The organism is Thiofilum sp., assembly GCF_016711335.1.
Taxonomy (GTDB): Bacteria; Pseudomonadota; Gammaproteobacteria; order Thiotrichales; family Thiotrichaceae; genus Thiofilum.
Genome location: NZ_JADJTF010000001.1, coordinates 1,769,327 through 1,794,938 on the forward strand (window position 1 = coordinate 1,769,327; position 25,612 = coordinate 1,794,938).

The 25,612-nt window shown below is 43.7% G+C and carries 30 protein-coding genes; 18 read left to right on the forward strand and 12 right to left on the reverse strand.

Annotated features, from left to right (window positions below; all coding sequences use genetic code 11):
* The 10 genes from IPL34_RS08430 to IPL34_RS08475 all read right to left on the reverse strand — a co-directional run bounded on the left by IPL34_RS08430 (position 1) and on the right by IPL34_RS08475 (position 8,770).
* Complete coding sequence (locus tag IPL34_RS08430) at positions 1-1,314, reverse strand: hypothetical protein (RefSeq protein ID WP_296840568.1); 1,314 nt, start codon at positions 1,312-1,314, stop codon at positions 1-3.
* Between the two features lie 3 nt (positions 1,315-1,317).
* Positions 1,318-2,598, reverse strand: a complete 1,281-nt coding sequence (locus IPL34_RS08435; protein ID WP_296840570.1) for an oligosaccharide flippase family protein — start codon at positions 2,596-2,598, stop codon at positions 1,318-1,320.
* A complete protein-coding gene (locus IPL34_RS08440; RefSeq protein ID WP_296840572.1) occupies positions 2,595-3,068 on the reverse strand; it encodes a glycosyltransferase in 474 nt (157 codons plus the stop codon). Before IPL34_RS08440 ends, IPL34_RS08435 begins: the two co-directional genes overlap by 4 nt.
* Positions 3,065-3,526, reverse strand: coding sequence for an oligosaccharide biosynthesis protein Alg14 (locus tag IPL34_RS08445; protein ID WP_296840574.1), 462 nt, complete (start codon positions 3,524-3,526; stop codon positions 3,065-3,067). The genes IPL34_RS08440 and IPL34_RS08445 overlap by 4 nt, the downstream gene beginning before the upstream one ends.
* Positions 3,523-4,476 (reverse strand): class I SAM-dependent methyltransferase, encoded by a 954-nt coding sequence (locus tag IPL34_RS08450; protein ID WP_296840576.1) that lies wholly within the window; start codon positions 4,474-4,476, stop codon positions 3,523-3,525. Before IPL34_RS08450 ends, IPL34_RS08445 begins: the two co-directional genes overlap by 4 nt.
* Before the next feature lie 2 nt (positions 4,477-4,478).
* Positions 4,479-5,546, reverse strand: coding sequence for a dTDP-glucose 4,6-dehydratase (gene rfbB / locus IPL34_RS08455; RefSeq protein WP_296843053.1), 1,068 nt, complete (start codon positions 5,544-5,546; stop codon positions 4,479-4,481).
* 2 nt (positions 5,547-5,548) lie between these two features.
* Positions 5,549-6,427: a dTDP-4-dehydrorhamnose reductase gene (gene rfbD / locus IPL34_RS08460; RefSeq protein WP_296840580.1), complete on the reverse strand. Its 879-nt coding sequence runs from the start codon at positions 6,425-6,427 to the stop codon at positions 5,549-5,551.
* A complete protein-coding gene (gene rfbC / locus IPL34_RS08465) occupies positions 6,424-6,972 on the reverse strand; it encodes a dTDP-4-dehydrorhamnose 3,5-epimerase (RefSeq protein WP_296840583.1) in 549 nt (182 codons plus the stop codon). The genes rfbD and rfbC overlap by 4 nt, the downstream gene beginning before the upstream one ends.
* Entirely contained in the window at positions 6,969-7,853 is an 885-nt protein-coding gene (gene rfbA / locus IPL34_RS08470; RefSeq protein ID WP_296840588.1) for a glucose-1-phosphate thymidylyltransferase RfbA, read from the reverse strand. Before rfbA ends, rfbC begins: the two co-directional genes overlap by 4 nt.
* Before the next feature lie 98 nt (positions 7,854-7,951).
* Positions 7,952-8,770 (reverse strand): peptidoglycan DD-metalloendopeptidase family protein, encoded by an 819-nt coding sequence (locus tag IPL34_RS08475; RefSeq protein WP_296840591.1) that lies wholly within the window; start codon positions 8,768-8,770, stop codon positions 7,952-7,954.
* A gap of 47 nt (positions 8,771-8,817) precedes the next feature.
* Here IPL34_RS08475 and IPL34_RS08480 point away from each other — a divergent pair, with 47 nt between their 5' ends.
* Positions 8,818-9,990, forward strand: a complete 1,173-nt coding sequence (locus tag IPL34_RS08480) for a pyridoxal phosphate-dependent aminotransferase (protein WP_296840594.1) — start codon at positions 8,818-8,820, stop codon at positions 9,988-9,990.
* A gap of 45 nt (positions 9,991-10,035) precedes the next feature.
* Here IPL34_RS08480 and IPL34_RS08485 read toward each other — a convergent pair whose 3' ends face one another.
* Entirely contained in the window at positions 10,036-10,881 is an 846-nt protein-coding gene (locus IPL34_RS08485) for a neutral zinc metallopeptidase (protein WP_296840597.1), read from the reverse strand.
* 151 nt (positions 10,882-11,032) lie between these two features.
* Between IPL34_RS08485 and IPL34_RS08490 the strand changes: the two genes are divergently transcribed.
* From IPL34_RS08490 to rpoS, 4 genes are all read left to right on the forward strand, one after another.
* Positions 11,033-11,638, forward strand: coding sequence for an RNA polymerase sigma factor (locus IPL34_RS08490; RefSeq protein WP_296840601.1), 606 nt, complete (start codon positions 11,033-11,035; stop codon positions 11,636-11,638).
* Positions 11,635-12,039, forward strand: coding sequence for a hypothetical protein (locus tag IPL34_RS08495; RefSeq protein ID WP_296840604.1), 405 nt, complete (start codon positions 11,635-11,637; stop codon positions 12,037-12,039). The genes IPL34_RS08490 and IPL34_RS08495 overlap by 4 nt, the downstream gene beginning before the upstream one ends.
* 176 nt (positions 12,040-12,215) lie before the next feature.
* Complete coding sequence (locus IPL34_RS08500; protein ID WP_296840607.1) at positions 12,216-12,659, forward strand: DUF3106 domain-containing protein; 444 nt, start codon at positions 12,216-12,218, stop codon at positions 12,657-12,659.
* 607 nt (positions 12,660-13,266) lie between these two features.
* Positions 13,267-14,304, forward strand: a complete 1,038-nt coding sequence (rpoS, locus tag IPL34_RS08505; protein ID WP_296840611.1) for an RNA polymerase sigma factor RpoS — start codon at positions 13,267-13,269, stop codon at positions 14,302-14,304.
* 8 nt (positions 14,305-14,312) lie between these two features.
* Here rpoS and IPL34_RS08510 read toward each other — a convergent pair whose 3' ends face one another.
* Positions 14,313-14,684: an MTH938/NDUFAF3 family protein gene (locus tag IPL34_RS08510; RefSeq protein ID WP_296840615.1), complete on the reverse strand. Its 372-nt coding sequence runs from the start codon at positions 14,682-14,684 to the stop codon at positions 14,313-14,315.
* Positions 14,685-14,839: 155 nt separating this feature from the next.
* On the opposite strand from IPL34_RS08510, the gene alaC reads away from it, so the two are divergent.
* The 13 genes from alaC (at position 14,840) to iscX (IPL34_RS08575) (ending at position 25,569) form a co-directional block, all read left to right on the forward strand.
* Entirely contained in the window at positions 14,840-16,048 is a 1,209-nt protein-coding gene (alaC, locus tag IPL34_RS08515; RefSeq protein ID WP_296840618.1) for an alanine transaminase, read from the forward strand.
* A gap of 12 nt (positions 16,049-16,060) precedes the next feature.
* Complete coding sequence (locus IPL34_RS08520; protein ID WP_296840622.1) at positions 16,061-17,371, forward strand: homoserine dehydrogenase; 1,311 nt, start codon at positions 16,061-16,063, stop codon at positions 17,369-17,371.
* Between the two features lie 4 nt (positions 17,372-17,375).
* Positions 17,376-18,806, forward strand: coding sequence for a threonine synthase (thrC, locus tag IPL34_RS08525; RefSeq protein WP_296840625.1), 1,431 nt, complete (start codon positions 17,376-17,378; stop codon positions 18,804-18,806).
* A 162-nt stretch (positions 18,807-18,968) separates the two neighbouring features.
* Positions 18,969-19,739 carry a serine O-acetyltransferase gene (cysE, locus tag IPL34_RS08530; RefSeq protein WP_296840628.1) on the forward strand — a complete coding sequence of 257 codons (771 nt, stop codon included), beginning with the start codon at positions 18,969-18,971 and terminating at the stop codon, positions 19,737-19,739.
* 77 nt (positions 19,740-19,816) lie between these two features.
* Positions 19,817-20,281: an Rrf2 family transcriptional regulator gene (locus IPL34_RS08535; RefSeq protein WP_296840631.1), complete on the forward strand. Its 465-nt coding sequence runs from the start codon at positions 19,817-19,819 to the stop codon at positions 20,279-20,281.
* A 22-nt stretch (positions 20,282-20,303) separates the two neighbouring features.
* On the forward strand, positions 20,304-21,527 hold the full coding sequence (locus IPL34_RS08540) for an IscS subfamily cysteine desulfurase (RefSeq protein ID WP_296840632.1): 1,224 nt from the start codon (positions 20,304-20,306) through the stop codon (positions 21,525-21,527).
* A 42-nt stretch (positions 21,528-21,569) separates the two neighbouring features.
* A complete protein-coding gene (iscU, locus tag IPL34_RS08545; protein ID WP_296840634.1) occupies positions 21,570-21,962 on the forward strand; it encodes a Fe-S cluster assembly scaffold IscU in 393 nt (130 codons plus the stop codon).
* A complete protein-coding gene (gene iscA, locus IPL34_RS08550; RefSeq protein ID WP_296840635.1) occupies positions 21,962-22,282 on the forward strand; it encodes an iron-sulfur cluster assembly protein IscA in 321 nt (106 codons plus the stop codon). The genes iscU and iscA overlap by 1 nt, the downstream gene beginning before the upstream one ends.
* A complete protein-coding gene (gene hscB / locus IPL34_RS08555) occupies positions 22,282-22,824 on the forward strand; it encodes a Fe-S protein assembly co-chaperone HscB (protein ID WP_296840638.1) in 543 nt (180 codons plus the stop codon). The genes iscA and hscB overlap by 1 nt, the downstream gene beginning before the upstream one ends.
* A 27-nt stretch (positions 22,825-22,851) precedes the next feature.
* Positions 22,852-24,714, forward strand: a complete 1,863-nt coding sequence (hscA, locus tag IPL34_RS08560) for a Fe-S protein assembly chaperone HscA (RefSeq protein WP_296840641.1) — start codon at positions 22,852-22,854, stop codon at positions 24,712-24,714.
* Positions 24,715-24,717: 3 nt separating this feature from the next.
* Entirely contained in the window at positions 24,718-25,056 is a 339-nt protein-coding gene (gene fdx, locus IPL34_RS08565) for an ISC system 2Fe-2S type ferredoxin (protein ID WP_296840642.1), read from the forward strand.
* A gap of 12 nt (positions 25,057-25,068) precedes the next feature.
* Positions 25,069-25,275 carry a Fe-S cluster assembly protein IscX gene (gene iscX / locus IPL34_RS08570; protein WP_296840644.1) on the forward strand — a complete coding sequence of 69 codons (207 nt, stop codon included), beginning with the start codon at positions 25,069-25,071 and terminating at the stop codon, positions 25,273-25,275.
* 87 nt (positions 25,276-25,362) lie between these two features.
* Complete coding sequence (gene iscX / locus IPL34_RS08575) at positions 25,363-25,569, forward strand: Fe-S cluster assembly protein IscX (RefSeq protein ID WP_296840646.1); 207 nt, start codon at positions 25,363-25,365, stop codon at positions 25,567-25,569.
* The last annotated feature ends 43 nt before the right edge of the window (positions 25,570-25,612 follow it).

The following is a 25,612-nucleotide window of genomic DNA, read 5'->3' on the forward strand; positions in this document are numbered from 1 at the left end:
TTAATCCTGTAAGTTATTAGAGGTTTTAAGATTATTATTAGCACGAATCTCTGGAGTTGCCAGATTTTCCGTTGGATGGTCGCTATTCCATGATCGATAGAAACGCGCCCAGCTAATAGCGCCTAGCATAAAGAACATAATAGGTTGTAAAGTACCAAAGTAATCTACGGTAAAACCTATTAAAATCAAAGACATAAATGAAAGTACCCAAGCAGTTACCATCCAGCGTGTAGAGTCATCATGCAGATGGACTTGATTTAAGATATTAAATACTGCATAGAAACCAGCAATCAGTAACACTAATGCAGCAAAAATACCATGCTGTAACGCTAATAATAACCAGAAACTGTCAATACTATTACCCATCCACTCCATCCAATAAGGACGAGTCCAATCATGATGCGCAATACCGAGAATAAGGTTGTCAGGAATATCATCATCTAGTGTATATTGCCATTGCAACATACGGAAATAACCAGTATTAGGATTAAAGGTTAAATAAGAAATTAATATGCCAAAAAAGCCCCGATTAGAAAAGGCATTAATTAGCATAGAAAAGGCTATAAATCCTAAGAATAAGGCTACCCAAAACTGCCGAGCACCATGCCAAAACTTAACTAAAATGGCTGTAGCACCATGAAAAATAACCGACAAGAGCGGGGCTGAGGACATAGTGAGTATCATGGACACAATTAGCGATATTAAATTAATAATATAAGCGGGTCTAATAGTCCTAATAGCTAGTAAAAACGCAAAAGGGAAAAGTAAAGCGGCTAATGTACCAAACAATAATGGATGAATGAATACACTAGCTGCCCGCATAATAGGACCACGTAAATAATCTTCGGTATAAAGTCTAAAGTCTAGTGCACTTTTACCCGTAATTTGCTCAGCCCATTGGTGCAGAATACGATGATGACTAAAAGCCTCATAAATAGTAAAGCCGATTAATAAGGTAATGCCTATAATTAAAATTTGATTGACTTGGAAAAAGCGTGCGGGTGTTATCACATACATCCGTGCTAAATAGAAAGCACCTAAGGTTTCTAAAGCATATAATCCGGTTGATTCCAAGGCTTTTTGTAAGCCGTGATTATACCAGAAACTTGCAAAAGCTAAGGCGACTAAGGCAATTAGCAATACATCTACAATATCAGCACGCGGGATAATCACCTTAAAATTAAATAAGGCATAGAGTAAAGCAATCCCTAAAATAATCCGATAAGCCTCAAGGCGTATGGTTCCCACCATAGTATAAAATTCGGCGGGAATAAACAGCGAGACTAGAAATAAAATGGCGAGTACTCTTAACATGATTTAGGCATAGCTTTTGAGTAGTTGTTTATAAAAGAACAGGATGACTACGCCCCCAGTCAGTACCAAGTTTGCAATCAGTGTCGCCATCGCTGCCCCATTAATTCCGTATAAGGGGATTAAGACCGTGTGGCAGATAATATTCACAATTAACGCCGTGACCAAGAGCATGTTTAAGAATCGTACTTGCTCTTGCATAATAAACATAAAGGAAAATGTCAAACTAAACGCACGAATCATCTGACCTAATAATAGTAGAGCTAATACGGTTCCTGCTGCGACATACTCGGCTCCAAAGGCTAATAACATATAGTCGCGTGCTAGCCATAAAGCTAGTGTGACGGTACTTAACAGCCCCATCACTAAGAAAGTACTTTTCCAAAAAAAAGCTTTCAACTGTTGAGGATGGTTACGTTGAATTTTAAGTAAGCGCGGGTAAATGGTTGCATCCAGCGCCCCTAAGAAAAATAAGCTAATAAATGACAAACGTGCTGCGGTGGAAAACAATGCTACTTGATCATTGGTAAGCAGTAGTCCGGTCATAAAAGTATCTGCCCACAACATCATAAAAGCAGACATGGAGACAGGCGCTAGGGGCAAAGATTGCTTCAGTAATTGCTCCATAGGTACAGTATGACTAGAACGCCGTACCAGCGTTTTTAGCCAAGGTTTGAGCCAGAAAAAAGAGACTAACCCCGCTAATAATAAAGAAGCAGTGTAAATCAGAACATAAGATTGTTGCTGAGCAAAGGTGCTCCACAGTATGACAATCAAAACCAACAAAGCGACAGCGGGTAGGGTATTTTGCACTAATAAAGAGCTAGAAGTATGACGTATGGCTTTCAAAAAGGCTGAATTGGTCATCACTAAATTGAAAGTCAGAATTCCAGTACCTGCAATCATTAAGTACAGTACATTCATTTGTCCATCAAATAGCCATTGATTAAAAAAGGGGGTGAGTACTATCCAAGCGAGTAAAAATAAAATAGAGCTAATGAGTGTTAGACGATAAGCCGAGTGCAGATAGTGAGCAGGCGTATGAGCACTTTGCTCCGGTAAACGCGCAATATCACGCACTATCCATTGCTCTAAACCTAAACGACTAAATAGTGATACACCTGTGACCAGTGTCATGAGCATAAACACCATGCCTGCTTCGTGCTTGGGTAGTAGTCGAGCAATCAAAATAGCGACCGCGAAATTTAGTCCAACGCCTACAAAACGGGCAATAGTCGATAACAAACTTTGAACTAATAGCGAATCACGGCTAAGATTTAATTTCATGCCCGAATCGCTTGATCAATAAAATCAGTTAGCGCTTGGCGTCGCGCCCCTGCTTTACCTTGAGCAGGTTTTAATTCAGGCATGCGATTCAATAGGGCCAATAATTGTTCTTGAGTACTGGCGGTATATACCCCCGGTAACTGTCCCATCCACTCCAAACCATCGGCTTGATGATTATTGCGATGCTCACCTAATTCATATTGGCGATTCATCACAATAATCGGTTTATGGGCTTCCACCGCAGTAATAATATTACCCATGCCCGCATGTGAGATAATCAAATCAGCCTGATTAAGATGTTGATTAAATATATCGGTAGTCATGAATTTTTCGTACTTAATGTATTTAGGTAAGTACTCGCCCTCGGCAATTTGAGCAATGCCTTGATGAAAATTAGCACCACACCATTCATCTACGTAACGAATCAAGCGATCAAAGGCAAATTGTGTTCCTACGGCAACAAAAATCATAAAACCGCTCCTTTAAACAGAATAGTTTTACCATTGCTCAAATGTTCCCATTGAGTTAAGAACACATCTGCTTTGCCCAATACCATAGTACCGGCACGGGAAAGCTTTTTAACATTAGCAATACTATCTACCCAAATAGTCCGGATTCTCAGCGCTTTACCGAGCATAATCGCTACCGCACCCGGAGCAGCGCCCGTTGAAATAATGGCTTGAGGACGTTCTTTGAGAATGATTTTAAGGAGCTGAAAAGCACAAGGAAGCAGCTTCCACTTATCATCAGCGCTTACATCAATAATGGTGTAAATTTTTTGTTGTTTAGAAGGCTTAAACAAAGCATCTGGCATAGCATAAACCACCTCGTACTTTTGCTCTAAGCCAGCACAAATACGCGTGAGCTGAATCCAGTGCCCCCCCGGAGAGGAAATCGCTAATAATTTTGGTTTTTTAGGCGCGGTCATGATGGCTTACGTAAATAAAAGGCAGCTTGGTCGCCTTGATTAAGAGAATTTAATTCTTGGGCACGTTTTTCAAATTCTTTGATTTGAGCCGCACTGAAGATGGATTGTTCGGGATGTTCTGCCCATGAGTTGTTATCACGCAGCATAATACCCTTTTCATATTGTTCACTGCCCCAGAATTGGAAAGCGTTAGAATCGTAAACAATGTTATCTAGCTTAAAGCCACATTGTTTTGCGAGTACTTTAATGCTTTCAACAGAATGCAGGAATAAATGGCGTGGTGCATCGAGCTGTACCCAATTGACGCCGTAGTGTTGCCACGCATAAGAGGTAACGGTAGGCACACGTAATAGAGCCGTACCATTGGGTGCTAATAGCTCAAATACTTTTTTTAGTGTGGCTTGTTGCTCAGGCATATGCTCAAACGAGTGATGGAACATAATCACGTCCCATTGCCCTGTTTCGCTGAAAATATCACGCTTTTCAATGCGCAAGCCGTTAGGGTACTGGATTAGATCCTGATTAAATGGATCAAGCCCTAACAGATTTTTAAAGCCCACTTCACGTAGTGAGTGCAGTAACAAACCTGCACCACAACCCACATCTAAAATACGTGAGTCTTTAGTTAACTTAAGCGGGCGCAAAGTAGTGAGTTTGGCATTGGGGCTAAGGAGTTGTAAGGCTTTACCAACTACGTTTTTACCTGTTGCGGCATATTGATCGCGGAACCGGATCAGCGATTGTTTGGCTCCTCCCTGACTATTCGGCGCTACATAGGAGTAGTAGTTGCTAGGATAGTGATCGCCCAAATTGCTAGGGATAGTCGTGATTTGTAAACACTGACATTGATTACATTGAAAGTACTCATGCTCTTCCAATTGTCCCATCATCATTTCTTTGACCGTGTAGGTACGGTGCACGCCTTCACTACCGCAAATCCGGCATTGCATTATTATTGCTCCTTATGAGTTCCGAATAAGGCGACATTACCCGTCCAAAAACCTTGTTGTTCCAAATACCAGTTTAGTGTTTTACGTAAACCGGTTTGGAAGGTTTCGACTGGACTATAGCCTAATTCAGTACAAATTTTATTATTATTAATCGCATAGCGCCGATCATGTCCGGGGCGATCAGTCACATAAGTAATTAATTGATTGTGTGGCACATTAGGCGAATCAGGAAAACGCTCATCCATCAAAGCACATAAAGTATGCACTAAGGACAGATTGGCCTGCTCATTATTACCGCCAATATTATAGGTCTCACCGACACGACCTTGATGCACAATCAGATCAATACCACGATTATGATCTTCCACATACAACCAATCGCGAATTTGCTGACCATCACCGTAAATGGGGACTGCTTCACCTTTTAATAGGCGTGAAATAGCCAGTGGAATCAGCTTTTCAGGATATTGATACGGGCCGTAATTATTCGAGCAATTACTGGTCGTGGTATTCAAGCCATAAGTATGTTGATACGCCCGCACCACATGGTCAGAGGCTGCTTTACTAGCCGCATAAGGTGAGTTAGGGGCGTATTGAGTCGTTTCAGTAAAGGCGGGATCAGTGGGAGCAAGTGTGCCGTATACTTCATCAGTCGATACATGATGAAAACGGTGTTCAGCACGCTTTTGTTCATCTAACCACACTTTTTTAGCTGCTTTCAGCAGACTATGTGTGCCATCAATATTAGTCTTTAAAAACGCATCAGGGCCATAAATCGAGCGATCCACATGCGATTCAGCGGCAAAATGCACAATCGTATCAATATCATGTGCTTTCAGTAGTTGCTCAACTAGGGCTTGATCAAGAATATCGCCATGCACAAAACGGAAACGAGGATGATCTTGTAAGGCTTCAATATTTTCTTTACGCCCTGCATAAGTTAAAGCATCCAGCACTGTAACGGTTTGTTCGGGATATTTATCCAGCCAGTAGTAAACAAAGTTAGTACCAATAAAACCAGCACCGCCAGTCACTAATAAATTGGTAGGTTGATAGGTTTGAGTCGTCATCATCAAGCATTCATTCCAAGTGTTGTGCGGTATTGGATTAACATATTTTTTAAGCTAGTACGCCAGTGGGGTAGCGCAATCCCTAAAGTACTTTCCGTTAAAGCCTTATCCATTAAACTAAAAGGCGGACGTTTCGCAGGGGTCGGATAGCTTTCAGTGCGAATAGGGCGAATGGGAATAGCCTTGTCTAATAAACCTAAATTCAATGCTTCATCCTGAATTGCTACCGCAAAATCATACCAACTGGCTACCCCTTGATCCGAACAGTGCAAAGTACCTGTAGCACTTTTAGCAATACAGTGCCATATCGTATGAGCCAAGGTATTTGCCCATGTTGGCGTGCCAATTTGATCATAGATCACATTCAAATTGTCTTTGGTCGCCATTAGCTTAAGCATGGTTTTAACAAAGTTATGACCATGGACTGAATACAACCAAGAGGTGCGAATAATCAGATGGTCGGCAAGTGTTTGTCTAAGAATTTCCTCGCCTTGCCATTTGGTAGCACCGTACACACTTAATGGATTAGCTTTAGCCTCCACTGAGTAGGGGAGTGATTGACTACCATCAAAAATGAAGTCAGTAGAAATTTGAATCAGTTTAATCGAGCGCTCTTGAGCAGCTTGAGCCAAGTATTTAACGGCTAGATGATTAATGTTATCGGCTAGTTCAGGCTCGCTTTCAGCTTTATCCACAGCGGTATAGGCAGCGCCATTAATAATAATTTGCGGCTGATAGCGATCCAGTACGGTGTTAATGCTGTGCGGATTGGTAATATCTAAGCTATCGACATCTGTCAAAATCAATTCATATTCAGCAGGGCAACTGTGTTGTAATTCATAACCTAATTGCCCATTAGCGCCCGTAATTAAGATTTTCATGCAAATAGCCCCGCATCCTTAAACCAAACCCCATTGGCATCTTTAGCTGATAGCTTGGGGCTTTCACCTGATGGAATAGGCCATTGGATATTTAAAGTAGGGTCATCCCAACGGATTGAGTGCTCGGCATGGGGGGCATAAAAATCAGTGCACTTATAAATGAAGTCAGCACTTTCACTCATTACATAAAAGCCGTGTGCAAATCCGGGCGGAACCCAAAACATACGGTGATTTTCCTCGGATAATTCCACGCCAAACCATTCACCAAAACTAGGCGAGGATTGACGTAAATCCACTGCTACATCAAATACTTTGCCAGCAGTAACACGTACTAATTTACCCTGAGTGTGTTCGGTTTGATAATGGAGGCCGCGCAGAATACCTTGAGCGGAGCGGCTATGATTATCTTGCACAAAATTAAGAGTTAGACCCGCATTAGCAAAAGCTTGCTGATTCCATGTTTCCATAAAGAAACCACGCGCATCACCAAAGACTCTTGGCTCAATAATGACGGCATCTTGAAGTGGTGTTGGAATAATATTCATGCCAATAGCCTTACTAAATAATGACCATAACCACTTTTCTTTAAAGGGTCAGCTAAGCGTAATAATTGTTCATCATTAATATATTTCATACGCCACGCCACTTCTTCTGGGCAGGCTATTTTTAGACCCTGACGGTCTTCAATGACGCGAATATAGTTACTGGCATCTAATAAGGAGGCATGAGTCCCGGTATCCAGCCATGCAGTACCGCGCTTGAGCATTTCTACAAATAAATTATTTTGTTGTAGATAGAGATTGTTTACATCGGTAATTTCTAGCTCACCACGCGGAGACGGTTTAATAGTTTTAGCGATTTCGACTACATTATTATCGTAAAAATATAAACCTGTAACGGCATAACGAGAGCGCGGCTTTGCAGGTTTTTCCTCAATTGAAATAGCTTTACCTTGTGCATCAAACTCAACTACTCCATAACGTTCAGGATCTTGAACGTAATAGGCAAACACGGTTGCTCCTTGGGTTTGAGTCGCACAAGTTTGAAGGCGTTTGGATAAACCTTCACCGTAATAAATATTGTCGCCTAAGATCAGCGTTACTGGATCATTACCAACAAATGCCTCCCCAATAATAAAGGCTTGAGCTAGGCCTTCTGGTTTGGGTTGGATAGCGTAATGGATATTAATACCCCATTGATTGCCATTACCTAAGAGGCGTTCAAACTGGTTAGAATCTTCAGGTGTGGTAATAATCAATATGTCTCGAATACCTGATAGCATTAGTATAGTAAGCGGGTAGTAAATCATAGGCTTATCGTAAACAGGCATTAACTGCTTACTCACCGCTTGAGTGAGTGGATATAAACGCGTTCCACTGCCACCAGCTAAAATAATGCCCTTACGCTTTAAGTTTGGGGTTTGCATATTGTTGTTCCACTTGGATCTTAACAGGCTTTTGCGGCTGAATTGTAGACGAATCATAGGTAATTTGTCACAACTCAGCGCTATTCGGTGCTGATATTTTAACGATTTAAAAATAAACTGGGGTCGACACTGGTTTGATTCAGGTAAATAGACCAATGTAAGTGTGGTCCTGTAGCACGCCCTGTTTTACCTACAGTACCCAATATCTCGCCTTGTTCTAACCAGTCACCGAGTTGAGTATTAATTTGATTTAAATGGGCATATAAGCTCAGTACACCCTGTCCATGATCGAGAATCACGGTATTTCCGGTGTAAAATAGAGATCCGGTATAAAGGACGCGACCACGATGGGGAGTCTTAATCGGAGTGCCAATAGGGGCTGCTATATCCATACCACTATGGGGCTGGCGTGGAATACCATTCATAATGCGGCGCATACCAAAGCGTCCGGTATCTCGTCCTTTAACGGGGCGCATAAAATTGAGATCCGGTACAAAATGAGAAAGAGTAGTCTTTAGACGCTTAGTCAGCTCTAGTTCGCGCACTATACGTGCTGAGGATTCATCGTCAGGGGTGACTTTGTTTTTATCTTTAATCCTTAAGCGTTGGGTGCGATAGTTTTTAGCTTGAACTGGAATAGGATAGTTGATCCATTGGTTAGCTGCTTGCACTTGAAGTACTTGCATAGAAGGCTCTAGTTCAAGAGGTAAACCAACAATCGCTGTCCATTGCTGTTGATAGAGTAATACAGTCACCCAGTTGTTTTGAAAATAGGCTTGAGGTTTAGGCTGTTGTACACTGCCTAAAGGAATTAAAGCAATTCCGCCCGGAACGGGATGAGCTTTAGGGAAAGCTAGTAGGGTAGAGGAACTAACCAGCATAATGAGGCTAAGCAGCCCTTGAGCTAAATATTTCACAGCACAATACCTTTTTCTCTTAATTTTAATCATTAAATAGTGAGCGTATGTTGAATCAGGCGAATATTGCAGCACGTATGGCGGCTATCCAACCTTTTCATGTCATGGCCATTTTAGCGCGAGCGCGGCAATTACAGGAGCAAGGGCGGGATATTTTTCATTTGGAAGTAGGTGAGCCTGATTTTCCCACTCCACAGCCTATTATCGAGGCAGGCTTGCAAGCCTTACAAAACGGGCAAACTCGTTATACCCCTGCCTGTGGTATTCCAGCCTTACGTGCAAGCATAGCTCAGTATTATCAAGAGCGGTTTGGAATAAAAGTAGATCCTAAGCGTATTATTGTCACACCAGGGGCTTCGGGTGCTTTGCAATTAGTACTCAGTGTTTTATTAAATCCACAAGATGAAGTCTTAATTCCAGACCCTGCCTATCCATGCAATCGTCATTTTGTGCGTTTATTTGAAGCTAATCCTATTAGTATACCCGCCTATGCAGCCACGAACTATCAATTAACGGTAGCCGATATTGAGCAGTATTGGACGGATAAAACCAAAATGGTGATGCTGGCCACCCCCTCTAATCCTACGGGTACTACGTTGAATCCTACTGAGTTGAAGGCACTTCATAATGTGGTCAAAGCGCGTAATGGGGTTTTATTAGTGGATGAAATTTATCAGGGACTGGTGTATGAGGGTGAGGAACATAGCGCTTTAGCCTTGGGTGAGGATGTTTGGGTTATCAATAGTTTTTCTAAATACTTTGGTATGACGGGCTGGCGTTTAGGGTGGATTGTCGCACCTGAGTGGGCGGTGGAAGCATTGGAGCGCTTAGCTCAAAATGTGTTTTTGTGCCCTTCGACACCAGCACAATATGCTGCCTTAGCCGCGTTTACACCGGACGCCAGAGCGATTATGGAGGCTAATAAGCAGATATTGAAAGCACGGCGTGATTATTTGCTACCTGCTTTGCGCGAATTAGGTTTTGTCATTAATAGCCAACCTGCGGGTGCTTTTTATATTTACGCAGATGCTTCACACTTTACGCAGGATGCACAAGAGCTTTGCCTGCAATTATTAGAGCAAACGGGTGTTGCGCTTACCCCCGGCATTGATTTCGGTGAGTTTGAAGCGAATACCAAAATCCGTTTTGCTTATACGACGGGTATTGAGCGTTTAGAAAAAGCAGTTACTTTATTGAAGAACTATTTGCCACGTAGTTGATTATCTTAGGAGTAGCTAGCTTAGAGTGCTCCCTCGTTCAGCTAGTTATTTTAAAGCTTGAAAGGTGTCACAGGTTTTGAGATTGCCTGATTGAAAGCCCGTTTTAAACCATTGCACGCGTTGTGCGGACGTACCGTGAGTAAAAGCATCAGGATTAATACGTCGACCTGACATACGTTGTAAGCGATCATCGCCAATGGAGGCGGCCGCTTGTAAGCCCTCCTCAAGGTCGCCCGGTTCTAGAAGATTGCGTTGACGTTGTGCATGATGTGCCCATACGCCTGCATAGCAGTCGGCTTGTAGTTCAAGGAGCACCGATAGACGATTGGCGTTTGCTTCGTCCATACGCTGTTGCAGGCTGCTGACTTGTTGGGATATACCCAACTCGTTTTGTACATGATGACCTATTTCATGCCCCAAAACATAAGCACGGGCGAAATCACCTTCAGCACCTAATGCTTTGAGTTCATTAAAAAAGCCTAGGTCAATATAAACTTTGTTATCGCCCGGACAGTAAAAAGGCCCCGTTGCTGCGGTAGAGTAACCACAGGCTGAGTTAATTTGATCAGTGAATAACACGAGTTTTGGAGGTGTATAGCGTCCGCCCATTTGCCTAAACATCGGCGTCCACACATCTTCAGTATCAGCGAGAATAGTGGAGACAAATTTAGCTTCCTCATCATTGCCTGCAACGCGCCTAGAGCTTACAGTTTGAGTACCGCCACCTAGAAATTCTTTACCGACCATGCCGAGCATTTGCATAGGATCAGCACCCATGAGTAGACCAATCAGAGCCATAATAATGACTCCAATGCCACCGACCTTAGCGCCGGTTCCTAGTTGGCGTCTATCTTCAATATTAGAACTTTGGCGTCCGCTTCTCCAACGCATGCTTATTCTCCGGCACGGTGTTCGTGATAATTAGGTAGGCATTATTTCACAGAATTGCTAAAGGGTGCAGCGTATTGTCAACAGTAGTGGGATTTAAAACGTTATACGGTGTGATTCCCGGTCGTAATGGTACTTAAGGGATCAAGAAGCTATGAAATCTGCTGAGTCACAGGTCGGTTTGCTATGCGGTGTAGCACAAGGAGAGTGTGCTGATACGGCATTAAAAATGGCAAAAATAAATCAATTTTTGCAGGGTGTAGAAAAAAGAGCTTTCATTGTTGCTCGCTTAGCTACTAAAGATAGTGAAGAGGCTTTAGATATTGTGCAAGAAGCTATGCTGAAGCTAGCGCAACGTTATTTAAATAGTAGTGAAGCCGAATGGGGACCACTGTTTCATACTATTTTACAAAGTAAGATTAATGATTGGCATCGACGCCAGCAAGTTCGGAATCGTTGGCGGGTGTTTTTTCATAGCGATCATGAAGATGCGCATACTGTGGAGCCTGAGGATCAAGTAGCACAAGAGGTATTTCTAGAGCCAGAGCGTCAAGTAGCAGTAGAGGAGTTAAATGAGCGTTTGTTGCATGTGATTGGTCAGTTGCCCCTACGCCAGCAGCAAGCTTTAGTGTTACGGGCATGGGAGGGCTATGATATTGCCCAAACTGCTAACATTATGCAGTGTTCTGAAGGAAGTGTAAAAACGCATTATTCGCGTGCTATCCACCATTTGCGAGCCAAGCTTGAGGATTATTCATGACATCTTCTGCACATAAAACGACCCGATCCAGTGAGCTGTATGCTCATAACCTAAAATTAGAGCTAGATCGAGCGGCCGAAGCTTTGGATATGACCACTCAGTCGCGTCTGAATCAAATTCGTCAGCAGGTATTAGTCAGTTGCGCTCAGCGTGCTCAGGCATGGCGTGCGTGGTGGTTTTCAGGTGCAGTGGTTGCAGGCCTTGCATTTTGGGTTATCACGCAGGCTATACCATTATCACCGGTCATAGTGCCGCCCGCTTCTCATACAGTTGTTAGTGTGACTAGCCCTTTACCCGAAGTCGATTTACCTACTTTGGAATTACTCATGTCAAGCGAAGAGGAGCTAGAAATTCTAGCCGAATGGGATTTTTATACGTGGTTAGTTGCGGAACATAGTTAGTGTTAGTTTTCAGTATCTACCCCTCACACACCAATTAGAGTGCTATTTTTTTAACCTATAGCTCATCTAGTACATTTATAGTAGTATTCGGTCATAGAGTATTTTACCGCTCTTAAAGAGTAGTATCCTGCTCTATCACACTGATTAGCATAGCTTATTTAAAGGATGGCTCCACTATGAAATATAGTATTCTCATAGCCTTATTGGGGAGCAGTTTGTTGAGTAATCTTAGTTGGGCGAATGAAGCTTGGGATGCACTCAACACTCATGAGCAACAGGTTTTAAGTAGCTTTAAAGATCAGTGGGAAAAGCTTTCCGAAGCACAGCAAACACTTTTAAAGCGTTGGGCGCATTTATCCCCCGAACAACGTACCCAGTTCCAAGAGCGTTATCAACGTTGGCAACAATTGACACCAGAACAACGTGAGCACTTGTTAACTCAGCTTAAGCGTTTTAAGGCCTTACCCCCACATAAGCAGCAGCGGATTAAAGCGTGGCGACAATGGCTTAAACGCTTGCCTGCGACCGAACAGCGCCAACTTCAACGGGATTGGCCTCAGTTAAACCCCTCACAACGTCAGCACTATATTCAAGGCTTGCAACAGCGTTTTAATAATTGACGCTTATACTGAATTAGAGCTATGGATTGAATTTAATCGGTAACTATTGAGGTTAAATAACACTTAGTAGTGAAATTACTACCCTCCATCGATTAAACATCCTTTCTTAGTGCTAAAAACGGTACTTGTTACGACACAAGGATAGCTTAATGGGAATGGGCTACCACACAACAATACTAGCCATGCTGCGGATCGTCGGAGTGCTGTTATAAAACGGTCGTTCCTTAATATTTTGCATTAAATTTTATTGCGCTGAGTTGGTGCATAGGTGTTATTAAATACAGCTAATCTACTCATCCATTAAATTTTTATTGAGGTAGTTCACATGAGAACTGACTGAAAAATTTGATTTTTTGACGAATGGTAGCTTCTATTCATTTTTAGTTCAGATTCAATAAAACGGGTAAAGTAAGGGCTAGCATATAATTTATTCATTTTTTGTGAAAAATATCACGGTTAAGTTGGCGTTCAGCTATTTTATGAGGGAAAGATTTGTGTTAGCTTTACAGCACATTAAAACTAAAACGTATTGATTGGGGGAGTAAGCGAATGAAACAGTCCCAGCTGTCTCATTCATATGCGCCTAGGACAACAAAGGAGTTGTACGATGCCTCATGCCATGATGTTCAAAGAAGAAGGTACTCAACCTAGTTATGAGCCGACTCTAGTAGCAGCGGATCTTCCTGAAGAGATAGAACCACTGTTAGAAGAGGATGCTGCATTAGAAACGGATTTATTAGCAGATGATGATCTACTGTTAACGGATGAAGATGAGTTGGCAGTTGAAACAGCACTACAACGCTCTATCACGGATCCTGATGCTACCCAGCTATATTTACGAGAAATTGAAACCTCGCCGCTGTTAAGCCCAGAGGAAGAGGTGTTTTATGGTCGACTAGCCCGTCAAGGTGATGAGCTGGGACGCCAAAAAATGATTGTGTCTAATTTACGCTTAGTGGTTAAGATTGCGCGTCGCTATATGGGGCGTGGCCTAGTACTTTCAGATTTGATTGAAGAAGGTAATCTAGGGCTGATTCATGCCGTAGAGAAATTTGATCCAGAACGAGGCTTTCGTTTTTCGACCTATGCTACGTGGTGGATTCGGCAAAATATTGAGCGTGCCCTCATGAATCAAACCCGCACCATTCGGCTACCGATTCATGTGAATAAAGAGCTCAATGGTTATATGCGTAAATTGCGTGAAATGACCCAGCAATTAGGGCGTGAGCCTAGCATGGTGGAGATGGCAGAAGCTTTAGGACGCTCAGTGGATAGTTTGCGCAAGTTACTCGATTTTAATGAGCGCGTAACTTCACTTGATACCCCAGTGGGTAAAGATGGTGATAGTCCATTGGTAGATTTTATTGCGCCAGAAGAAAGCAACTGTCCAACGGCATCGATGGAGGAAAATGATATTACTCAGTCGGTAGAGAGTTGGTTAGTGCAATTGGATCAAAAGCAACGCGAGGTCATTGTACGCCGTTTTGGTCTGCATGGTTATGAACGTGCCACTCTAGAACAAGTAGGCGCTGCATTGGGCCTTACTCGTGAGCGAGTGCGTCAAATACAAATGGAAGCGCTTAAGCGTCTACGTAGAATATTAGAAAACAAAGGCTTATCGAGTGAGAGTTTATTAGGACTCTAGGGGTATTGCTAATTAATAAATAGAGCAGCAGCTACTGACCGTGCTTCCATTAATAATAAGTTAAATGTTCGACAGGCTGCTGCGGTGTCCATTACTTCAAATCCCTGTTTATGTTCCACAAGGAGCTGATATAGCTCTGGTGCTAGCGGTTGATAGCGGTATCCGCTACCTATCAGTAGGATTTCTACCTTGAGTTGTAGCAAGGGTGTTATATCCGAGACACCCCAATCACGAAACGTTTTAGTTGACCAAGGCTGTTCTAGTGATTGAGCAGTTAATAAAATAGACTGCTCAAATACTTGTCCATTGACCTTGAGCGTTTGTGCATCATACCCTGTGATACGATAAGTACTGTCTAATAATGCCTCACTAAACTTCATTTGCTCCTGACCTCCTAGAAGATAGCTACGTTGAGTGCTTTAAGTCTCAGAGTAGTGACTCGTAATTGACAGTCTAGCAGGTCGATTGTAATGTGACCTATTCCTTTATCAGGCCCCCATTCTGGGGTTAACAGACACACAGATGGAAGATTAACGTGCAAGATGAGTTTTTACGCATAAATCGTTTACCCACTTATGTATTTAAAATAACCGATACCCTAAAACGCGATGCGCGAGCGCGGGGTGAGGATATTATTGATTTTGGTATGGGCAATCCTGATCAGCCTACGCCTGCACATATTGTGGCGAAACTCGTCGAAAGCGCTCAAAACGGTGACACGCATCGTTATTCTATGTCTCGTGGTATTCCAAAGTTACGTAAAGCAATTAGTTCGTGGTACAAGCGCCGTTTTAATGTGGATCTTGATCCCGAAACGGAAGCGATTGCTACTATTGGTTCCAAAGAGGGGCTAGCACATTTAATGCTCGCGACTTTAAGTCGGGGTGATACCGTATTAGTCCCTAATCCTGCTTATCCCATTCATCCCTATGGCAGTATTATTGCGGATGCAGATATTCGCCATGTGCCTTTAGTTGAGGGTAAAGACTTTTTTGCTGAGTTAGAGTCTGCGATTCGTAATTCCTACCCTAAACCTAAAATGCTGATTCTGAATTTCCCCGGCAATCCTACGGGGCAATGTGTCGATTTAGACTTTTTTGAGCGGGTAGTGGCGATTGCTAAAGAGCATCAAGTGTGGGTTGTGCACGATATAGCTTATGGTGAGTTGGGCTTTGAAGGCTATCTGCCCCCCTCTATTTTACAAGTGGAAGGTGCTAAGGAGATTGCTGTTGAAACCTATTCCTTATCCAAAACCTATAATATGCCCGGCTGGAGGGTGGGTTTTGTGTGCGGTAATCCTACTTTAGTGAAAGCCCTAGAACGCATTAAATCTTACCTAGACTATGGCACTTTCACCCCGATTCAAGTGGCTGCAATTGCGGCACTCGATGGTCCACAAGACTGTGTGGCTGAGATTCGTGCTATGTATCAAAATCGCCGCGATGTGTTATGTGATGGCCTAAATGCGGCGGGCTGGATGGTTGATAAGCCTAGAGCGGGTATGTTTGTCTGGGCAAAAATTCCAGCGGAGTATCAACATTTGGGTTCATTAGAGTTTGCTAAGAAGCTCTTAAATGATGCCAAAGTAGCAGTAGCCCCCGGAATTGGATTTGGTGAATACGGCGATGATCATGTACGCTTCGCCCTGATTGAAAATGAGCATCGTACCCGTCAAGCGATACGCGGTATTAAGCAAATGTTTCGCGCTGATAAATTGATAGCAGATAAATTGATAAAAGAGTGAGAGGAAGTATTCATGGAGCCTGTTAAGGTTGGTCTACTCGGTTTGGGCACTGTAGGTGGCGGTACTGCTACTGTTTTAACTCGTAATGCACAAGAAATCGCACGCCGTGCAGGACGCGGTATTGTGATTGATTATGCGGCGGCTCTCGATACCAGTCGGGCGGCTGAATTAGGGTTAACCAATGTGCGCTTAACAAATAATGTGATGGATGTTGTACAAGATCCTAGTATTGACATTATTGTTGAGTTAATCGGTGGCTATACTGTGGCTCGTGATATGGTCATGCGTGCGATTGCCAATGGTAAGCACGTTGTGACCGCTAATAAAGCATTGATTGCATTACACGGCAATGAAATCTTTGCGGCGGCCCAAGAAAAAGGCGTGATGATTGCATTTGAGGCGGCAGTAGCGGGTGGTATTCCGGTTATTAAGGCTTTACGTGAAGGTTTGGCGGCGAATCGTATTGAATGGTTATCTGGCATTATTAATGGTACCAGTAACTTTATTCTGACCGAAATGCGCGACCATGCGCGGAGCTTTGATGATGTATTAGCTGAAGCGCAGCGACGTGGCTATGCTGAAGCCGATCCTACCTTTGATGTGGGCGGGATTGATGCGGCTCACAAACTCACTATTTTATCCTCAATTGCCTTTGGTATTCCGCTGCAATTTAATAAGACTTATATTGAAGGGATTACACGTATCACCGCTGAAGACGTGGCTTATGCGGCAAAGCTGGGCTATCGCATTAAGCATTTAGGGGTGGCACGTCGTACTGATAAAGGTATTGAGCAACGTGTACATCCAACCCTCATTCCAGAGCGGCGTTTAATTGCGAATGTCGATGGCGTCATGAATGCTGTGCTAGTCAAAGGCGATGCGGTAGGGCCTACCTTATTCTATGGTGCGGGTGCTGGGTCTGAGCCAACGGCATCAGCGGTAGTGGCGGATATTATCGATGTAGTGCGTACTATGACGACTGATCCGACTTATCGTGTACCGCATTTAGCCTTCCAAGCCGGACAATTAGTCGATACTCCGATTATGTCTATTGATGAGGTCGAAACCTCATTCTACTTACGCATGCGTGCGGAGGATCGCCCCGGCGTTTTGGCGGAAGTGACTAAGATTTTAGGGGATCGTGAGATTAGTATCGAGGCATTCTTACAGCAAGAACCTAAAGCTAATGAGAGCCAAGTGACTATTATTATGCTCACGCATCGAGTGCGCGAGGGTAATATGAATGAAGCCATTCAAGCGATTGAAAAGCTTGATAGCATTCGTGGTGAAGTCACGCGTATTCGGATGGAAGCCTTAGGTTAAGATCATGCATTATATTTCAACTCGTGGTCAGTCGCCTGCCCAAACCTTTAGCCAGATTTTATTAGGTGGCTTAGCGCCGGATGGTGGTTTGTATTTGCCGGAAAGTTATCCGCAACTCACCGATACTGATTTAACGGCGATGCGCGGTATGAATTATCGTGATCTTGCCTTTGCTGTCTTATCACGTTTTGCGACTGATATTCCAGCGCGGGACTTACGCGATATTATTCATCGTACCTACCGTGCTGAGGTGTATTGCAATACGCGTCCAGATGAAAATGCGGAAGATATTACTCCCCTACGTACTTTAGAACCGAATCTACATATTCTCGGTTTATCCAATGGTCCTACACTCGCCTTTAAAGATATGGCGATGCAGCTTTTGGGTAATCTGTTTGAGTATGTGCTGGCTAAAGCAGGGCAGGGTATTAATATTCTGGGGGCGACTTCAGGTGATACGGGGTCATCTGCTGAATACGCCATGCGTGGCAAACAAGGGGTGAAAGTATTTATGCTTTCCCCGCATCAGAAAATGAGCGCTTTTCAAACGGCACAAATGTTTTCCTTGCAGGATGAAAATATTTTTAATATTGCAGTGCGAGGAGTATTTGACGATTGCCAAGATATGGTGAAGGCGGTATCGAATGACCACGCATTTAAAGCAGCTCATCAAATTGGTGCAGTAAACTCCATCAATTGGGCGCGGGTAGCGGCTCAAGTGGTGTATTACTTCAAAGGCTATTTCGCAGCCACGCAAAGTAATACTGAGCAGGTTAGTTTCTGTGTGCCTTCGGGGAATTTCGGTAATGTATGCGCGGGACATATCGCACGCATGATGGGTTTGCCTATTAAGCACTTAGTGGTCGCCACTAATGAAAATGATGTGCTCGATGAGTTTTTCCGTACAGGTGTTTATCGTCCGCGTGGTTCAGCCAATACCTATCACACCAGCAGCCCTTCCATGGACATTTCTAAAGCCTCGAATTTTGAGCGTTTTATTTATGACCTAATGGGGCGCGATGCCGAGCAAATTCGCCTACTGTGGGGTGAAATCGATAAGGGTGGCGCTTTTGATTTAAGTGCAACGGCGTTATTTACTCAAGTAGCTGAACAGTTTGGCTTCCAATCTGGAGTGAGTACACATCAAAATCGTTTAAACACCATACGCTCTGTTTGGCAAACTTATGGTCTAATGATTGATACCCATACCGCAGATGCGGTCAAAGTGGCATTAGAAGCGCGTGAGGCTGATGTGCCGATGATTGTGTTAGAAACGGCTTTGCCTGCCAAGTTTGCCGAATCGATTCGTGAAGCTTTAGATCAAGACCCGCCGCGTCCTAAAGGTATGGAAAACCTAGAAACTCTGCCTCAACGTTTTGAGGTGATGGATGCTAGTGTGGATGCCATTAAACACTACATTACTCTACATACTTAAACTCAAGTAGTTAAGCAGCACTGACTAATATCAGTGCTGCTATCCCGCAAAGGTAATATCATTTTAATACGACTGTCTTTAACCTTAAAATCTAGTCAGGAATTTGGGTGTTGCGTTTGACTAAGGTAGAAAGCAGTTCCGGCATTGAGTAAGGAAATATTCATGTTTAAACGTCTACGCGAAGATGTGTATTGCATCTTTGATCGTGATCCTGCCGCACGCAATGTATTTGAGATATTAACCACTTATCCGGGGCTGCATGCCTTGATGTTTCATCGGATGAGTCATGCATTGTGGACACACAACTTAAAATGGTTTGCTCGCGTGTTATCGAATGTGGGACGTTTGTTAACAGGTATTGAAATTCATCCGGGGGCGAAGATTGGACAGCGCTTTTTCATCGATCATGGTATGGGGGTAGTGATCGGTGAAACTGTTGAGATTGGTGATGATTGCACGCTTTATCAAGGCGTAACCCTAGGGGGGACAAGTTGGCAACCCGGTAAGCGCCACCCCACTTTAGGTAATAATGTGGTTATAGGTGCAGGTGCGAAAGTTTTAGGCCCTTTTAAGGTACATGATGGCGCAAGGATTGGTTCTAATGCGGTAGTAGTAAAAGAAGTACCAGAGGGTGCAACCATCGTCGGTATTCCGGGGCGGCAAGTGAATAATCGCTCTGAAGATCAAAAACGCCGTGAAGCGATTGCCGAGAAAATGGGATTTGATGCTTATGGCGCAACTCAAGATATGCCCGACCCTATTGCTAATAGCATTAACCGTATGTTGGATCATATTGATTTAATGGATCAACGTATTGAGGGACTGTGTGCTGAATTAAAGCGTTTAGGGGGTAGTTTAGAAGTTGCTCCTTTACCTAAATTAGATGCTGAGCGCATTGATTGTAAGGATCGAGTTCAGAGTCCAAATCAATAACCTTGGAAAACTAATAATACTTGACTGTTTTCGTAGGGTATTGGTACTATGCCCTCAGCTTGAATGGAGAGCCAAACATGAAGCTTACAACAAAAGGGCGCTATGCCGTGACAGCTATGCTGGATTTAGCCTTGCATCACAAAGGTGAACCCGTATCACTAGCTGAGATTTCCGAGCGCCAAGATATTTCACTGTCTTACTTGGAACAATTATTTGCCAAATTACGTAAGGCGGGTCTAGTCGTCAGTATGCGTGGCCCGGGTGGTGGTTATCAGCTTTGCAATGACCCTAAAGAGATTGCTATAGCTGATATTATCGCTGCGGTGGATGAGCACGTTGATGCGACCCGTTGCGGCGGTTTGGGTGATTGCCAAGACAATCGTCGTTGTCTGACCCACGATCTGTGGACTGATTTAAGCAATCAAATTCGAGTGTTTTTATCGGGCATTACCCTAGCCGATATGACTGAACGTGCCGATGTGCGTCAAACCGCAGCACGCCAAGTAAAACGCTTAGAAATAGTGGCAGATTCTGCCCGTTAATTTATTGCAGTTAGGTATGAATATGAGCCAACGAAGCACCCCCATTTATTTGGATTACTCTGCTACAACACCTGTTGATCCCCGCGTCGCCGAAAAAATGATGCAGTATCTGACACCACAAGGCATTTTTGGTAATCCCGCTTCGCGCAGCCATGCATTTGGTTGGCAAGCTGAAGAGGCGGTAGAAGAAGCTCGTACTCATGTAGCTGCCTTAATTAATGCGGATGCTAAAGAAATTGTGTGGACCAGTGGTGCTACGGAATCCAATAACTTAGCTATCAAAGGTGCGGCCCATTTCAATATTCGGCGTGGTAAACACATTATTACGCTTAAGACCGAACATAAGGCCGTATTAGATACTTGCCGCCAATTAGAGCGCGAAGGATTTGAAGTCACCTATTTAGACCCTTTGCCTAATGGCCTACTAGATTTCGACGCGTTTAAAGCTGCTTTACGCCCAGATACGACCGTAGTGTCTATTATGCACGTCAATAATGAAATCGGCGTGATTCAGGATATTGCTGCTATTGGGCAACTCTGCCGTGCTAATAAAACCGTATTTCATGTCGATGCTGCCCAAAGTGCGGGTAAAGTACCTATCGATATGGAAACGCTCGCTGTGGATTTAATGAGTTTTTCAGCACACAAAATTTATGGACCCAAAGGTATTGGTGCGCTTTATGTGCGTCGCAAACCACGGGTACGAATCGAGGCACAAATGCACGGCGGTGGTCATGAGCGGGGTATGCGCTCTGGAACGTTGCCTACTCATCAAATTGTTGGGATGGGGGAAGCGTTTAGAATTGCCAAAGCAGAAATGGCTTTTGATAATGAGCGTATTTTGAATCTGCGTAATCGCCTTTATAACGGTTTAAAGCATATTGATGAAGTTTATGTAAATGGTGATTTAGAGCAGCGGGTAGCGGGTAATCTCAATATTAGTTTTAACTATGTTGAAGGTGAGAGCCTCATGATGTCCTTGAAAAACCTAGCGGTTTCATCAGGTTCAGCTTGTACCAGTGCTAGTCTTGAGCCAAGTTATGTACTACGTGCTTTAGGGCGTAGTGATGAGTTATCACATAGCTCATTGAGAATCTCGATAGGACGTTTTACGACCGCACACGATATTGATGAGGCGATAGTCAGTATTGAAAAAGCAGTGGATAAACTCCGTGAGTTGTCACCCTTGTGGGAAATGCATCAAGAAGGTATTGATTTAAGTAAGGTTGAATGGGTAGCTCATTAAGTCCTAGCGAGGATATGAGTGTCCGATTGAGGAGAAATTAAAATGGCTTACAGCGAAAAAGTAATTGATCACTATGAAAACCCCCGTAATGTGGGCAGTTTTGCCAAGGGTGATAGAAGTGTGGGCACAGGAATGGTAGGTGCTCCTGCTTGCGGCGATGTGATGAAATTACAGATTAAGGTCAATGAACAAGGCGTTATTGAAGATGCTAAGTTTAAAACCTATGGTTGTGGTTCGGCTATTGCCTCTAGTAGTCTCCTAACTGAGTGGGTCAAAGGTAAAACTTTAGATCAAGCACGCGCGATTAAAAATACGGATATTGCTGCGGAATTGGATTTACCTCCTGTAAAAATCCACTGTTCTGTGTTAGCAGAGGATGCTATTCGGGCCGCGATTGAAGATTATCAACACAAACAACAAGAGCAGGATCACTAATGATTACCTTAACTGAGGCAGCCGCAGAGCGTGTGCAACGGTTTCTAGCTAATCGTGGTAAGGGCATGGGTTTACGCCTTGGAGTAAAGACCACTGGGTGTTCAGGTATGGCCTATACCTTGGAGTTCGTAGATCAAGTAGAAGCGACGGATACTGTTTTTGAAGATCGTGGGGTTAAAGTCGTTTTGGACCCTAAAAGCTTAGTCTATTTAGACGGTACTGAGCTGGATTATACCCGTGAGGGTTTAAACGAAGGGTTTAAATTTTCTAACCCCAATGAAAAAGCGCGTTGTGGTTGTGGTGAGAGTTTTAGTGTGTAATGCTAATGATCTCCCCCTCACTCGCTACCCATTGGTTTGAATTATTTGGTCTACCTGTGCAGTTCGAGGTAGACCAAGCGTTGCTCACTCAACGTTTTAGAGCATTACAAACCCAATTTCATCCTGATCGTTTTGCTAACCAGTCGGATGTCGAAAGACGTTTGGCAGTGCAAACTACTTCGTTGATCAATGAAGCCTATACAGGGTTAAAAAATCCTCGTTTACGAGCGCGTTATTTACTAGAGCAAGCGGGTAGTGTCTTAAACGATGAGTTAGATACTATTCAGGATAAGGGCTTTCTCATGCAGCAAATGCAATGGCGTGAAGCTATTGATGAGGCTTTGGAGAGTGTCGAGCCTTTAGAGGCTTTGGATGAGGTAGCCAGCGAGATTCAGAATGCTAATTCGGTACTCTATCATGAGTTTGCTCAAGCATGGGATGCGCAACAGTTAGAAGTCGCTAAGCAAGTCGTATTGAAATTACGTTTTTATGAGCGTTTACAAGAAGAAATTCGCCGCCAACAAGAGCGCTTAGACGTTTAAAATCTACTCATTGCAAAAGGAACAAATATGGCACTGCTGCAAATATCAGAGCCGGGTATGGCTACTGCTCCACACCAACGTCGATTAGCGGCAGGTATTGATTTAGGTACAACCAATTCACTCATTGCCACGGTGCGTAGTGGCGAGGCTGTAACCCTAGCAGATGAACAGGGTAGCCATTTATTGCCTTCTATTGTTTACTATTCAGCCAATGCTTCCCCCTTAGTAGGCGATGCGGCTAAAGCCTATCAACTCACAGATCCACTTAATACTATAGCCTCCGTCAAGCGCTTAATGGGGCGTGGGCAACAAGATATATTGACGCTTGCAGGTCAACTACCTTTTAAATTGGTGACTAATGACAGTTCAGTACCACGCATTCAAACCAGTGCTGGTGCTGTGACAGCGGTAGAAGTGTCAGCTCAAATATTAAAAGCACTTAAAGCGCGAGCCGAGGCTGCATTAGGGGACGAGTTAAGTGGGGTAGTAATAACAGTTCCTGCTTATTTTGATGATGCCCAGCGCCAAGCCACCCGTGATGCAGCCACTTTGGCTGGTTTAAACGTTTATCGTCTCCTGAATGAGCCGACCGCAGCGGCGGTTGCTTACGGCTTAGACCATCAAGCGGAGGGAGTCATTGCAGTTTATGATCTGGGGGGCGGAACTTTTGATATTTCCATTTTACGTTTAGAAAAGGGAGTATTTGAGGTATTAGCTACAGGAGGCGATTCAGCTTTAGGTGGAGATGATTTGGATCATGCACTTGCCGAATACCTACTACAACAAGCGCATTTAAGTGCATCTGATAATCCCAAAATCCTCCGAGAAGCGTTAGTCACGGCGCGTACTGTAAAAGAGCAATTAAGTGCTGAATTAGCAGTATCAGTTCAACTAGGGACGTGGCAAGGGCATATAACCCGTAGTCAGTTGGAGGAGCTAATTAAGCCCTTAGTACAAAAAACTATTCAAGCTTGTCGGCGGGTAGTCCGTGACGCGGGATTGAGTAAAGATGATATTCAATATGTAGTCTTGGTCGGAGGATCGACTCGCGTACCGTTAGTGCGTGCACAAGTCGCTGAATTTTTCCAAACCGAGCCTTTATGCTCACTAGACCCTGATCGCGTGGTGGCATTGGGTGCGGCGTTGCAAGCTGATGTCTTAGCGGGTAATAAGCCTGATGCCGAAATGTTGCTGTTGGACGTGATTCCGCTGTCTCTAGGATTAGAGACTATGGGGGGCTTAGTAGAGCGAGTTATTAATCGCAATACCACTATCCCTGTTACGCGTGCCCAAGAGTTTACTACCTTCAAAGACGGACAAAGCTCAATGTCGATTCATGTGCTACAAGGTGAACGCGATACTGTTGAACATTGTCGCTCGTTAGCACGTTTTGTATTACGTGGTATTCCGCCTATGGTGGCAGGGGCTGCACGCATTCGTGTGACTTTCCAAGTCGATGCTGATGGCTTATTAAATGTGAGTGCTCAAGAGCTAACCAGTGGGGTCAAAGCAAGTATCGAGGTGAAGCCTTCTTACGGTTTAAGTGATGATGAAATAGCTAGCATGTTGCAAGATTCCATGGCAAATGCACATGAGGATTTAGTGGCTAGACGCTTACGCGAGCAACAAGTAGAAGCAGAGCGCGTGCTAGAGGCTATTGATTCTGCATTAAAGCAGGATGGTTCTGAATTACTCAGTAGTGACGAGCAAGCACTCATTGGAGCAGCACGCGAACAACTAGCCTTAGTGCGGCAAAGCCATGAGCCGCAGCTAATTGAAACAGCTATTAAGCAGTTAGAACAAACAGCGGCTTTTTATGTTGAGCGCCGTATGAATCATAGTATTCGTGCCGCTATGGCGGGACATACAGTGGATGAATTTAGAGGTTAACACATGCCAAAACTTATCTTTTTACCCCATGAGGTCATTTGTCCCGAAGGTGCGATGATTGAGGTCGAGGCAGGCATTAGCATTTGCGATGCAGCGCTCCAACATCATATTGAAATTGAACATGCTTGTGAGAAGTCATGTGCTTGCACTACCTGTCATGTCTATGTACGTGAGGGCGGGGACTCATTGGAGCCAGCGAGTGATCTAGAAGAGGATTATTTAGATAAAGCTTGGGGAGTAGATCCCGACTCACGTTTGAGTTGTCAAGCACTGGTCGCCGATGAGGATTTGGTGATTGAGCTACCTAAGTACACGATTAATATGGTTTCTGAACAGCACTAGGAGAGATTGATTATGAGTTTAAAATGGACTGATACCATCGATATTGCTCAGGAATTATATGATACCCATTCCGATGTCGACCCGCGCTATATTCGGTTTACTGATTTACATCGCTGGGTCACTGAACTAGATGGTTTCGATGATTTACCGGATCGCTCTAATGAAAAAATTTTAGAAGCTATTCAAATGGCATGGATTGATGAGGCGGGTCTAGACTAAAATTTCTCATTGGTTCAGCGGCAACTCAGTAAAAATTATACAAGATTATCGCTAGCTTAAATATTTTTATGACGAGGGAGAACAGCGATGGGTCTGAAATGTCGGGATAAACAAGATATTGCGATTGAATTAGACGAAGCACATCCTGATTTAAATCCAGCCAATATTAAAAATGCGCAATTACGGGCATTGATTCTAGAGCTAGATGAGTTTGAGGATGAGCCTGAAAAACTAAGCGATAAAACCTTAGATGCTATTCGTAAGGTTTGGTTAGATGAACGCGGTCTACTGTAAAGTTAAGTCAATAGACTTCAAGATTTAAAAGCCCGAACAGCAC

Coding starts and splice junctions, on each gene's coding strand:
- fdx (WP_296840642.1), top strand. CDS start 24,718: ATGCCAAAACTTATCTTTTTACCCCATGAGGTCATTTGTCCCGAAGGT.
- IPL34_RS08480 (WP_296840594.1), top strand. CDS start 8,818: ATGTTGAATCAGGCGAATATTGCAGCACGTATGGCGGCTATCCAACCT.
- cysE (WP_296840628.1), top strand. CDS start 18,969: ATGTTTAAACGTCTACGCGAAGATGTGTATTGCATCTTTGATCGTGAT.
- IPL34_RS08430 (WP_296840568.1), bottom strand. CDS start 1,314: ATGTTAAGAGTACTCGCCATTTTATTTCTAGTCTCGCTGTTTATTCCC.
- IPL34_RS08540 (WP_296840632.1), top strand. CDS start 20,304: ATGAGCCAACGAAGCACCCCCATTTATTTGGATTACTCTGCTACAACA.
- IPL34_RS08445 (WP_296840574.1), bottom strand. CDS start 3,526: ATGACCGCGCCTAAAAAACCAAAATTATTAGCGATTTCCTCTCCGGGG.
- iscU (WP_296840634.1), top strand. CDS start 21,570: ATGGCTTACAGCGAAAAAGTAATTGATCACTATGAAAACCCCCGTAAT.
- IPL34_RS08495 (WP_296840604.1), top strand. CDS start 11,635: ATGACATCTTCTGCACATAAAACGACCCGATCCAGTGAGCTGTATGCT.
- IPL34_RS08500 (WP_296840607.1), top strand. CDS start 12,216: ATGAAATATAGTATTCTCATAGCCTTATTGGGGAGCAGTTTGTTGAGT.
- thrC (WP_296840625.1), top strand. CDS start 17,376: ATGCATTATATTTCAACTCGTGGTCAGTCGCCTGCCCAAACCTTTAGC.
- IPL34_RS08450 (WP_296840576.1), bottom strand. CDS start 4,476: ATGCAATGCCGGATTTGCGGTAGTGAAGGCGTGCACCGTACCTACACG.
- hscB (WP_296840638.1), top strand. CDS start 22,282: ATGCTAATGATCTCCCCCTCACTCGCTACCCATTGGTTTGAATTATTT.
- iscX (WP_296840644.1), top strand. CDS start 25,069: ATGAGTTTAAAATGGACTGATACCATCGATATTGCTCAGGAATTATAT.
- rfbB (WP_296843053.1), bottom strand. CDS start 5,546: ATGACGACTCAAACCTATCAACCTACCAATTTATTAGTGACTGGCGGT.
- hscA (WP_296840641.1), top strand. CDS start 22,852: ATGGCACTGCTGCAAATATCAGAGCCGGGTATGGCTACTGCTCCACAC.
- IPL34_RS08535 (WP_296840631.1), top strand. CDS start 19,817: ATGAAGCTTACAACAAAAGGGCGCTATGCCGTGACAGCTATGCTGGAT.
- IPL34_RS08490 (WP_296840601.1), top strand. CDS start 11,033: ATGAAATCTGCTGAGTCACAGGTCGGTTTGCTATGCGGTGTAGCACAA.
- IPL34_RS08510 (WP_296840615.1), bottom strand. CDS start 14,684: ATGAAGTTTAGTGAGGCATTATTAGACAGTACTTATCGTATCACAGGG.
- rfbC (WP_296840583.1), bottom strand. CDS start 6,972: ATGAATATTATTCCAACACCACTTCAAGATGCCGTCATTATTGAGCCA.
- IPL34_RS08435 (WP_296840570.1), bottom strand. CDS start 2,598: ATGAAATTAAATCTTAGCCGTGATTCGCTATTAGTTCAAAGTTTGTTA.
- IPL34_RS08440 (WP_296840572.1), bottom strand. CDS start 3,068: ATGATTTTTGTTGCCGTAGGAACACAATTTGCCTTTGATCGCTTGATT.
- iscX (WP_296840646.1), top strand. CDS start 25,363: ATGGGTCTGAAATGTCGGGATAAACAAGATATTGCGATTGAATTAGAC.
- IPL34_RS08485 (WP_296840597.1), bottom strand. CDS start 10,881: ATGCGTTGGAGAAGCGGACGCCAAAGTTCTAATATTGAAGATAGACGC.
- IPL34_RS08520 (WP_296840622.1), top strand. CDS start 16,061: ATGGAGCCTGTTAAGGTTGGTCTACTCGGTTTGGGCACTGTAGGTGGC.
- iscA (WP_296840635.1), top strand. CDS start 21,962: ATGATTACCTTAACTGAGGCAGCCGCAGAGCGTGTGCAACGGTTTCTA.
- rfbA (WP_296840588.1), bottom strand. CDS start 7,853: ATGCAAACCCCAAACTTAAAGCGTAAGGGCATTATTTTAGCTGGTGGC.
- rpoS (WP_296840611.1), top strand. CDS start 13,267: ATGCCTCATGCCATGATGTTCAAAGAAGAAGGTACTCAACCTAGTTAT.
- rfbD (WP_296840580.1), bottom strand. CDS start 6,427: ATGAAAATCTTAATTACGGGCGCTAATGGGCAATTAGGTTATGAATTA.